At 37.2% G+C, this 11,714-nt stretch carries 6 protein-coding genes and 1 pseudogene; 4 read left to right on the forward strand and 3 right to left on the reverse strand.

Annotation, left to right across the window (positions count from 1 at the left end; genetic code table 11):
* The first annotated feature begins 372 nt into the window (after nt 1-372).
* Nucleotides 373-1,179 carry an MBL fold metallo-hydrolase gene (locus tag DB41_RS05955; protein WP_039385429.1) on the forward strand — a complete coding sequence of 269 codons (807 nt, stop codon included), beginning with the start codon at nt 373-375 and terminating at the stop codon, nt 1,177-1,179.
* A gap of 11 nt (nt 1,180-1,190) precedes the next feature.
* Complete coding sequence (hflX, locus tag DB41_RS05960; protein ID WP_039385430.1) at nt 1,191-2,516, forward strand: GTPase HflX; 1,326 nt, start codon at nt 1,191-1,193, stop codon at nt 2,514-2,516.
* A 290-nt stretch (nt 2,517-2,806) separates the two neighbouring features.
* Here the strand turns inward: hflX and DB41_RS05965 are convergent.
* The 3 genes and pseudogenes from DB41_RS05965 to DB41_RS05975 form a co-directional block, all read right to left on the reverse strand.
* Nucleotides 2,807-4,284 (reverse strand): annotated as a pseudogene (locus DB41_RS05965) (leucyl aminopeptidase).
* 20 nt (nt 4,285-4,304) lie between these two features.
* Nucleotides 4,305-4,823 (reverse strand): single-stranded DNA-binding protein, encoded by a 519-nt coding sequence (gene ssb, locus DB41_RS05970; RefSeq protein ID WP_039385432.1) that lies wholly within the window; start codon nt 4,821-4,823, stop codon nt 4,305-4,307.
* 427 nt (nt 4,824-5,250) lie between these two features.
* A complete protein-coding gene (locus tag DB41_RS05975) occupies nt 5,251-5,772 on the reverse strand; it encodes a CesT family type III secretion system chaperone (protein WP_039385434.1) in 522 nt (173 codons plus the stop codon).
* Nucleotides 5,773-6,282: 510 nt separating this feature from the next.
* Here DB41_RS05975 and DB41_RS05980 point away from each other — a divergent pair.
* Together DB41_RS05980 and DB41_RS05985 are read left to right on the forward strand one after the other, a co-directional pair.
* A complete protein-coding gene (locus DB41_RS05980; RefSeq protein ID WP_039385436.1) occupies nt 6,283-8,328 on the forward strand; it encodes a glycogen-debranching protein in 2,046 nt (681 codons plus the stop codon).
* 894 nt (nt 8,329-9,222) lie between these two features.
* Complete coding sequence (locus DB41_RS05985) at nt 9,223-11,499, forward strand: hypothetical protein (RefSeq protein WP_039385438.1); 2,277 nt, start codon at nt 9,223-9,225, stop codon at nt 11,497-11,499.
* Nucleotides 11,500-11,714: the final 215 nt, after the last annotated feature.

An 11,714-nucleotide genomic window follows, 5' to 3' on the forward strand; every position in this document is an offset into this window, starting at 1 on the left:
GTTAAAATACAATAAGCCATCTTGCATTATTCCTCATACACTGTATAATAAGAACTTTTATATTTAAAGCTGATTAGAATTTTAACCATAATTCTTTCGCTCATAAAGCAAATAATAAAATTTTTAAACAAATCTGAGCAGGATGGCTACATGCATTCTTGCTTGATTACTATAGATAAATAGCCTAACTATGCAAAAGCCTATGCACGCTGTTATTCTTAAAAACCGCGAAATCTTTCCTCAAGCTAGTGCAAAATTTCTAGCAAACGATAAAGAGAGTACAGCCTATATTCATTCAGTAATAAGCACAAACTTTTCCTTGGGAACTTTTAATAAAGACAAAACTTATAATTTTTCTATGAGTGTTTTTTCATGAAAATTGCAGGCAAATTTTTATTCTTTGGAACAGGCAGTTCATTGGGAGTACCGGTAATTGGTTGTGAATGTGCAGTTTGCCGTTCAGAATCCCCTTACAATAAACGCTTACGCTCCTCTGGGCTGATTAAAATCCATGATAAACAAATTGTCATCGACTGCGGTCCTGATTTTCGCACTCAGATGCTTCACCATCATATTAAACAGATTGATGGCTTAATCTTAACGCATGCTCATTATGATCATACAGGAGGATTTGACGAGCTTAGGATCCTTAATGCCCGTTCCAAGCAGCCTATCCCTTGCCTATTGGCTGAAGCTACAGCAGAGGAGCTAAAAATGCGTTTTCCCTATGCTTTTGATAAAACTTCTTCCACAGAAAAATTAACGACTCGATCTGTTTTGCATTATCTGAAGTCTGAAAGAGGAAAAGTAAATTTTCTAGGATTACCTATTCATTATGTAACCTACCAGCAAGGTGGCATGTTAGTTAATGGCTTTAAAGTAGGCAATTTTGCCTACATTTCTGACATCCGCCATTACCCTCAAACTATTTTTGAAGATTTGCAAGGAGTAGAGACTTTAGTGGTAAGCTGTCTGCGTCAGCAGTCCTCCCCTTTACACTTCAATGTTCAAGAAGCGATAGATTTTGCTTCCAAAGTGGGTGCTGACCAAGCATGGTTTACTCACATCGCTCATGAGCTGGAGCATGATTATACTAATTCCAAGCTTCCACCAAACTATCAATTAGCTTACGATGGCTTAGAGATTGATTTTGAAATCCCCTTAACCTCCTCAATATAAAGAGTAAATGTATGCCCTCTATTAAACCAAAAATCCTAGAATCCTCGGAAGACGAATATCAGCAGCCTAAAAAAGCTTTACTTGTTTCTGTTTATAAAGGATCTAACTTTCGCACAATCTGCGAAGAGCATCTGGATGAACTAGCCTTACTTGCTGAAACTTATGGCATTCATGTTAACTCTAAAGTTCCTTGTATGGTGCGTAAATATGATGCCTCTACTTTTGTCACGGAAGGTAAATTACAAGAACTTTTGCGGATGGCACAAGAGCAAAAAGTAGATTTAGTCATTTTTGATGATGAAATCTCACCAGGCCAGCAACGCAATTTGGAAAATATTTTTAAAATGCCTGTTATAGACCGTACGGGAGTTATTTTAGAAGTTTTTGCTCAACGAGCACACACTAAAGAAGCGCGTCTACAAATTGAACTAGCTAAAATTAAATATCAAGCACCGCGTTTAAAACGCTTATGGTCTCATCTATCGCGCCAAGCGGGTACAGGAGGTAAAAGTGGAGGAGCCTACCTCAAGGGGGAAGGTGAAAAGCAAATCGAAATTGATAAGCGAATTTTAAAAAAACAGATGGATAGCCTTCAAAATGAAATTCATGAAGTACGAGCTAATCGCCTCACACAGCGCACTCTTCGTACTCGATTAGAAATTCCGGTTTTCGCCATTATAGGTTATACAAATGCGGGTAAATCTACGCTTCTTAATGCTTTAACTGATGCTAAAGTTTTTGTCGAAGACAAACTTTTTGCTACTCTTGATACCACTACACGTAAATATTTATTACCTAATAATCAAGAAATTTTATTGATTGACACGGTGGGCTTTATACGCAAACTCCCTCACTTACTTGTTGCTGCTTTTAAAAGCACATTAGAAGAAGCTTTGCAAGCAGATATTCTCCTTCATTTAGTAGATATTAGCCACCCTATGGCAGAAGAGCAAGCCGCCACCACTTACGAGGTATTAAAAGAACTGAATGCTGAAAATAAACCCATCATTACCGTACTTAATAAGATGGATGTATGTAATGATCCCCAGAAAATTACACGCCTACGCATTCTTTATCCCAAATCTGTTTGCATCTCTGCCCTTAATAAAATTGGCTTTGAAGATTTATTAGAGCAGATGATTCAAGAGCTCAATCGAAGACGTACTTCAGTCACCTTAAAAATCCCCCAGCTTGAATACCATAAAGTGAGTGAAGTCATGCGTTTAGGCAATATTATCCATCAAGATTATGAAGAAAATGATGTTTTAATTAGGGTAGATTTACCATGTGCATTAGCTGGAAAACTAAAAAATTATATTATCGAAGGCTCGGCATAATATCACCTCATTAAGACTTCTATTGATCTATCTATTTAAATTTTTTGTAAAGTATGCTTGAAAAAAATTCTTATCGAATGGCCTCCAAGTTAAGAGGTAGCCTATAAAAAAAGAGGACGGTAAAGATAACGTTAGAAGGACTTACAAAAAAATTTATGAGAGAGAAAAGGGTGAAAAAAAAGTTTACAGAGAAAAATTGAAACCAATTTTTCAGAGAAGGAAGGAGAGGAAAATTTTATAGAAAGCCTCACAAGCAACTTGAGAAGCTATCCGTCACAGTATTTTTTAGCTCAGTTTTTTGCAGAAAGAAAGTCTATTAATAATCGCACCCCAAACCCTGTAGCATACTTTGGATGGTAGCGTTTTTTCTCACTGAAAAATGCCGTGCTTGCAATATCCAAATGAGCCCAAGGAGTTTCTCCACAAATTCTTGTAAAAACATAGCTGCGGTAATAGAGCTAGCAGAACGGCCGGAACTATTTTTCATATCCGCAATATCTGATTTTAGATAAGTGTGGTATTCCTCGTACAAAGGTAAACGCCAGACTCTTTCAAACGTTTTTGAGCCTGAGCGCATTAAAGCATTTGCAAGGTCATCATTATTGGAAAACACGCCGCAAGCTTCGGGACCAAGAGCCACATCAATGCCTCCCGTCAAGGTAGCAACATCGATAAGACGAGTGGGTTTTAAATACTTAATGGCATAAGTGATTGCATCTGCAAGGACTAAGCGACCTTCAGCATCAGGGTTATTAACTTCAATTGTTAATCCCTTGCAACTCTTGTAGACATCCCCTGGTTTAAAACTATTAGAGTCAATACTATTTTCTGTGGCTGGCACTACTACCGTTAGATTAACCTCAAGCCCTAAAGAAGCTGCAGCATAGAGAGCGCCTAGTACGGCCGCACCTCCTGCCATATCAGCTTTCATCGTTTCCATTGAGCCTACAGGTTTTAAATTAAGGCCCCCGGTATCGTAGGTGATCCCTTTACCAATTAATACTGTATGTTCTTTAGATAGGGGATGGCCTTGGTAGGACAAAATAATCATGGCAGGATCGCTGGTTGAGCCCCTATTCACAGCTAAAAGCAATTCTAATTTCTCTTTTTCTATCTGCTTTTTATTAAGGATAGTCGCTTTCACATGAGGAAGCTTACTTTCAAGAGCTTTTGCAAAGCTTGATAAGTATTGAGGGGTAACCTCATCGGCATTCCTATTTACCAAGTCGCGTGCCATGTAAACACCTTCAGCAATTTTACCACAGCGTTGCGCAATCGCTAGCTCTTGCTTAGATAGATTGATAAAGGTCACTTGCTGCAATAATACAGAATGCTCAGCTTTGGTGACTTGCTTAAGTTCATCAAAATTATAATTAGCTAATAAAATTCCTTCCGCTATACCAGTAAGGAGGGCATCTTTTGCTAAAGTATCTACCTGGGGGCAAAAGAGGCAAATATTTTTGATATTTTTTTGATGGCATAAGTGGGTTAACTTAGCATATATACGGCGTAATTTTTCTGTATCAATTTTTTCTTTAGCTCCTAACCCTATCAAAGCAAGCCTTTTGCCCTCCTTGGTGCTGGTATCATAGACTACCAGAATTTCACCTTCTTTTGCGGAAAAATCCTGCATCATAAGGGGAGCAAAATGAGAAGCATATCGATCGATTTGAGCCGCCTTTTCTGCTTGCTTTTTCCCTTGCCAAAAAGGTAAAACAAGCAGCTCAAATTTTTTGCTATCTTCATTAGAGGAGGAAAAAAAACGCATTCACGCCATCCTTAGTTGGATCAAAAGGGAATATTATCATCATCGGGTACATTAGGAGCCGGCTTATAACTTGATTGATTGCCAGGATAGGAAGAATAGCCTGTATTCCCTGTCGATTGAGAAGTATAAGAGGGTTCAGAATAAGCACTCGGGCTATTGTAGGAAGAAGGAGTAGAAGCTTGGCCATAAGAGGCTTGACCAGAGGGCTCTTGACCAGCTCGGTCTGCTTTACCAAAGGGGCTAAAGCGAATCATTTCTGCTGTTAAATCAAGAGATACTTGAGGACGTCCTTCTTTATCTGTATAGATTTCAGGCTTGCCCATTTCGCCAATTACAATAAGTGCGCTACCCTTTTTTATATAAGGCATCATCTTATCAAAACGCTCTCCCCAAATGGTCACACGCCACCAAACTGTTTCATCTTTCCCACTTTTACGAGTATTCGTTGCCAAGCGTAACATAGTAACTTTTTGGCCACCTGGTGTAAAACGAACTTCGGGATCTGTCCCTAAATGGCCTGCGATTTCAATGATAATCATTTTATTAAACCTCGCTAATTTTGTTCATATTGTACCTTTTCAAGGATACTTTTATTTTAATCTATACAATAGAGTATCAATCGAGCAAAAATCAAGGCAAAAATCAAGGACTGCTCCAAAGATTCACAATATAAAGTAAAACTTTTTTTTTGATCTGAGCTGTTGCAAATCAAAAACAGCTTTTCAGTTAAGTGTCCCCTTAAATAGTTTTTCAAAAGTCAACAAAAATGCACCTTCTTTTAAGAGGGAAAGAAAATGTATTTCTAATAATTTTTACAAGGAAGCTTGCTAATAAGGATCTGAAGCTAAGGAAGCTTTAACATTAAAAGGAAAGTTTTTAGAGAATAGAGAAAATTAACAGACATTTATAAAGCATCTAAAAACAGGTATACGCAAGACACCTACATGCCTTGCGGTATATCTAGGATTAGATTTTGATAAATCCTGGGGTCTTCCCGCCGGGTCCCATGGAAGGTCCATCTGATAGATCTCCTAATAAAGAAGGTGAATCAGGCTGATGTGCTTCATCGCGTCCGTCGCATACTTCTTGGCATGTCTTGCGCCATTTTTCAACAGTTTCAACATATAAAGGAGCAAAAGCGCGCAATCTATTGCCTTCAGCATGCTCCATTTCGATGGTGCAGTGAATCAAAATGAGTTCTTCTTTAACAGCTACTCCAACTCCGCCTCCAGCCATTTGGCCACCAAGCATCGAGCCCTCAAGCAAACGCTCATAAAGACGCAGCTTGGTTTTATTATCTTTTGGAAGGCCATCTAGTAGGGGTGAGTACAAATATAGCCTTTTTGAATTAGGCTCATAGGTAAGATGCAATGAAAATTCGTCATCTATCCCTAATATACACGTATTGTTTTCATCGAATTCAAGCCCTTCAAGGCCTAACTCTTTACCAAATTCTTTGAGATTTTCCTTCGCATTTTCAAAAGACATGTTAAAACCTCCTCAGGACATTTCTGCGAATTTTTTATTATCCTATCATTAAACCAAGGTGGCATCACTTATTAAGCAAAGACCTTTTGAGAGATTACTACTCTCTTGATCTAACTTTAAGCTTCATTAACTCAATTATATTCTTGTTTAGCAATAAGAATCAATTAATTTTAGCAAGCAGAAAAAACCCTTGAAGCTATAGAACATCTAACAAGCCTAGAGAATTATTTAAGTTTCTTAAAATCAAGTGCTTAGTAAAAAAATTGGTTATTTACACCTCTCTATGTTTCTAAGGCAGTTTACAATTCATCACCCCCTTATTTTTTTATAAATTCAACCAATAAAGCCTAAAAAAGGCTAAGTTTTTACTTTTCCAGGCTCCAGCATCCTATCTTCTCTATAAGGCTTTACTCCCCTTGGACCCCTAAGCTAGGTTTTCTTTACCTTTAAACCTTTGGATTTTAAAAAAATCATTTTATAAAATTACCTTTATATTTATAAAATGCAGGAATGAATACTTTTAATTATAAAGTTGGAGCTGGAAGTCCGTTTCCCTTGGGAGTTACTTGGCAACAAGATGGGGTTAACTTTTCTTTAGTTTCATCGAAAGCTTCATCGGTCATTTTAGCTTTATTCGATTCTCCCACTAATCAACCCTTTATAGAACTCTCTTTGGATCCTCTTCTAAATAAAACGGGCGATATCTGGCACCTTTTTCTGGCGACTACTCTTAGCAAGCCGTTAGGTTATGCTTATAAGGTAGGAGGCCCCGATAAATATTTTGACGCCTTCAGCTATCTATTAGATCCGTATGCTAAAGCTGTTATTTCTCCTAAAATTTGGGGAGCTAGGCGCCAGGCGCCTAACAAAGATCATCCTCTTTTTTTAGGGCTGCTTTATCCTGAAGAAAAATTTGACTGGGAAGATGATAAAAAACCCCAAATCTCGCATAAAAACTTGATTATTTATGAAATGCATGTGAGAGGGTTTACTCAACATCCCTCCAGCCAAGTCAAGGCACCCGGAACATATTTAGGAATGATAGAAAAAATTCCTTATTTACAACAGTTAGGCATTAATGCTGTTGAATTACTTCCCATTCAAGAATTCAATGAATGTGAATACCCATTCCCTCATCTTTCTCTTCAAAAAAATTTATTTCAATATTGGGGATACTCCTCTATCAACTTTTTTGCTCCTATGAATCGTTATGCATTCAGCCTTGCTCCCTGGGCAGCTCTACAGGAGTTTAAAAAAATGGTAAAAGCTTTTCACAAAGCAGGCATAGCAGTAATCCTGGATATTGTTCTTAATCACACGAATGAAGGGAATGAAGATGGCCCCCTTACCTCTTTTAAAGGTATTGATTGTAATACTTATTATTTGAAAGATAAAGAAAACAGATTCATGAATTTTACAGGTTGTGGGAATACTTTCAACACTAATCATCCTATTCTTCAGCATTTTATTCTGGATGTTTTACGCTACTGGGTTGTAGAAATGCGCGTAGATGGTTTTCGCTTTGATCTGGCTTCTATATTTAACCGTGGTATGCAAGGGGAAGTTCTTGAAACAGCTCCTATTGTCGAAGCGATTTCTTATGATCCTGTCCTTTCGCAAACAATTTTAATTGCTGAACCTTGGGATGCTGCTGGCCTCTATCAAGTAGGAACATTTTCCCCTAAAAAAAACCGATGGAGTGAATGGAATGCCCTTTATCGAGATACTGTTCGACGCTTTATTAAAGGAACGCCTTACACAAAAGATCTGTTTGCCTCTCGCCTAGCAGGTTCTCAAGATATTTATAGCTTTCATTCACCTTTAAGCAGCATCAATTTTATAACGGCCCACGATGGATTTACTCTCTACGATTTAGTCGCCTACAATCATAAGCATAACCTAGAAAATGGAGAAAACAACCAGGATGGTACCAACCAGAATGAAAGCTGGAACTGTGGTCTAGAAGGGCCCACGGAGGATTTGCATATTAACGATCTAAGGGAACGGCAGCTGCGTAATTTTCATTTAGCTTTAATGATGTCCCAAGGAATTCCCATGTTACAAATGGGGGATGAATATGCTCATACAAAAAAGGGTAATAATAATACTTGGTGCCAAGATAATGAGCTTAATTGGTTCCTGTGGGATAAACTTCAAGAGAATGCAGCATTTTACCGTTTTTATCGCTTAATGATTAAATTTAGAAAGCAAACCCCAGCTCTGCAACAAGGAAGATTTTTAAACGAACAGGATATTTTCTGGAGAGGAACTGACGGAGAAAAAATAGAGTGGGATAAAGAAACACAATTTTTAGCTTTTACTTTGCTTGCTAGAGAAGAAAACGCAATTCTTTATTGTGCTTTTAATGCACAAAATATTCCTCAAACAATTTTCATCCCTATGCTTGAGAAGGCTCAATGCTGGCAATTAATCATCAACACGGCTAACCCCTCTCCCTATGATTTTTATGAGGAGGGACAAGAGCCGTGGATTGAACAGCCATTATTACAGATGCCAGCTTTTTCAGCTGTTCTACTCAAAAAAAAGCTTAATTAACTCATTAATAGCTAAAAATTTGCTTTTACTTCAAAAACCTTGATGGGCCAATTTTTCTATCCACCTTATCCTAATAAATTTTTTTTCTTGTTTAGCAACAGTTTTCTCTCCTTGCATTTTGTTGGCCTTTTATTTCCCAGCTTTTCTAAAGCACAAGCATACTGTTGCCCCCCTTGCTTATTCTAGGATGTATATCCATAGCTTTTAAAGAAACTCTATCTGTATAACAAAAAAATCAACCTTTCTATTAAGTGGGCTCTCCTCGTAAAAAATAAGCTCTTTATAGGTATAGAATGCATAAAGAGCGACTCCAAGAAACCCTAGCACGCATTAACTCTTAAAAGTTAGTAGGAAAGAAAAATTTGTTCTAAAAATCTACATTTTTTCATCAATACACTTACCCCACCCCCTAAATTAAGAAGCCTTTTGGCAAAGCTTAATTTATACGCGTAGGAGCCAATCCTTATACAATCATACCCTTAGCAAAATCCTAATCTTAAGTAGAAAAATAAGGGGTAGAAAATTATATGCCTAACTAGTTTTTTTTAAAGCCTATCCGCTGATTATCTTATGGCAACTAGCTAGCTTTTTAGCTATTGCTCCTAGCAGATAAAATTGGTTTCCTTTGATTTTTTAATATCCTTAGGCATTTAAAGTTCATGCTATTTTAACCTCCCAATAATGAAAAAAAACAACCTGCTAACTTTACCTTTATAGTTATTTCCTCTCTAAAGTTTTCCTAATTACGTTCTTTTAGCTTGCAAAGAACATAAGGCTGTATGCTTTAGGCAAAGCTAAATAAATTTATTCATTAAAAGGTTTTTTATGTATATTTAATTTACTTTTTAAAAATCGCCTGCTATACTAATTGTAAACCTAGCAGTGGTATCTCTTATGAATAAAGATTTTCCTTCCCTTCCTCCGGTGGCTCCTCCTCTTTTTGTCAACCCTATTTCTAACACGGAAGAGAGGAAAGTACCGAATCAACAAGCTCAAAGAGTAGATAAAATTGCTTTACCAAAAATAAAGGAAATTACTTTATGGGAAAAGCTTTGCCACAAACTCAATGTAATAGTTACCTGGCTGAAGTCTATACCAAGCAAAATTTTTAACGTTTTTAAGTGCTGCTTTAAAGATTCTCATGAAGATTTCGATGAATTCGTGGAAGATGATGACGAAGAATATATTGGAAGACGCGTAAGCCAAGAAATGCAAATCTTTCCTCATCCTACGCATTCTACCTTAATAGGTAAGGAAGCACCACCTATAATAGAAAGTCCTCTTACACAACAAGCTTTTCTAGACGGACTCGAGGCAAATGTTTTACAGCTAAGGTTAAAGGCCGAGCTGCTAGAGACTGAACCTGGGGTAAATAAGGAAGCTTTAGAAAAAGCAAAATCTAAGATTAATAACCTCTTAGATAAAATTTCTAATCTACCTGCTTCCTTAAAAAAAGGCAAAACTGGCAAAAAAATAAATGGATGGAAAGAAACTTTAAAAACTGCACAGACAAAGTTAGAACTTTTAAAATCTCCTCAGCAGATGGATTCCTCCTTAAAAATAGAAAGCGGATTTGTTAATTTGCTACAAAAGCTAAAAGACAACTTAGAAGTAGCTAAGGGTCATGGAGCTAAAAAACCATTGAGCATGCCTCCAGTTTTTAAGAATAAACAAAACAATTGCTGGTTTCATGCTGCTATCCAGCTGTTATGGGTGATGGGCGATTCATTTCATCAGTTGGTAGCAGAAAAATACCAAGAACGCTCTATGTTAGTAGACACCTACAATAAGGAAATGGATGAATATAATGAGTGCTTGTTAAATTACCAGACTAAATGTGAGCAACGCAAACAACTGCTGCTTGACCAACTTAAAGCTTTGAAAAACTTTAGAAAAGAACTTAAAGCCTATTCATTAGCTCAAAAAAGAGCTGAGACTGAATATCAAAGAACTTTTCCACGCTACGAAGAAGAAAAACAAGCTTGGGATATTTATTTGGAAGAAAAAAAGAGATGGGAGGCCGCGGACCATGCCACTGCGCCACCTGCAAAACCTCAAGACAATGAGCCTGTGCCACCTGTTATGGAAAACCTTGCTTTTCCTAAGGCTCCTGAGGTTGAAATCAATGAGATCATTCAAAAGCCTAAACTGCCCTTAGAGCCTATTGATCCAACACTTTTACTTGATTCCATTCATCTGCTAAGTGAAGCGTTGCAATTAGGCAATCAAGATGCCATCACTTCAGCAGCAAAATGCCTAGAAAAAGCTACTCCCTTGCTGGATGCTGAGTTCGTAAATAGAGGCGCGCAATACGATGCTGATGTTTTTATAACAGCACTCTTTTCCTATCTTTCCCTACCTTTTTTTAAAGTTGAAAAAGAAATCAAAGGTTTACCTGGGACCATTTTTAAGGATATATCCCATTTCCGAGAAGATAGTACATCAATTTTAAGGCTCCCCCTTCTTTCGGACCAAACGAATTTCCAAGAAATTTTAAATGAAGCTTATCGCCCACAAGTATTTGATAAAGAGCCCGGGTGCTCTTTTGATCGAGAAGAAAATGGAGAGGTGAGAAGAGTAACCCAATATAGTGAGCAAGAGAAATTAGTAGAAATTAAAGAACGTGGGTTTATTCTTGTACATGTAAAACGTTATAAATACTTTGTGTCCACCCAGAGAAAAGATAAATATGAACAACTTATTAAAAACAGGGCCAAACAATTAATTAAAAAGGATAGAGCAAGCTCCATCAGTAAAGAAGAGGCAAAGAAAACAGCACTGGAAATGCTAAAAGAGGAAAAACTTATCCCTCCTTCCTATCCCCCAACGCGGTACGAATCTAAAAAAATTTCCACTCCTCTAAACTTTCCTAACAGCCATCGCATTAACTTCTCCCAAGCTTTTAAAGATCAAACAGATAAAGATTACGAATATGAATTAGTAGGAGCTGTCTTACAAGAAGGAACTTTAAATGCAGGTCATTACAAGGCAAATGTTATGGGAGTTAATCCCCATAGTGGAAAATCTCAATGGTATCATGCTGATGATTTGAAAGATCATATAGCTTCCTTTACCCTCTCGGAAGCGCGTACATCGAATGCAAATGGCTACATCTACTTGTTTAAGAAAGTAGCTAAGATGGCTGATCCTTCTCCACAAGCACCGGGATAAAAAAACTTATCCTCCAATAAAAAACCTGTTTTTAAAGGATGAGTCAGCTTTTAAAAGTTAATGCTTTTTTTACCACAAATATAATTTCTTAACTCTAAAGTAACTATTCAGGACCTCTCGTTTGCTTAGAAAATTTTTGAGCTTGAAAACATCGCTTTAACCTGCGGAATGTGGGATATAAACTTAAAAAATATAAAATAGGATTAAACAAATAA

The organism is Neochlamydia sp. TUME1 (genome assembly GCF_000813645.1).
Taxonomy (GTDB): Bacteria; Chlamydiota; Chlamydiia; order Chlamydiales; family Parachlamydiaceae; genus Neochlamydia.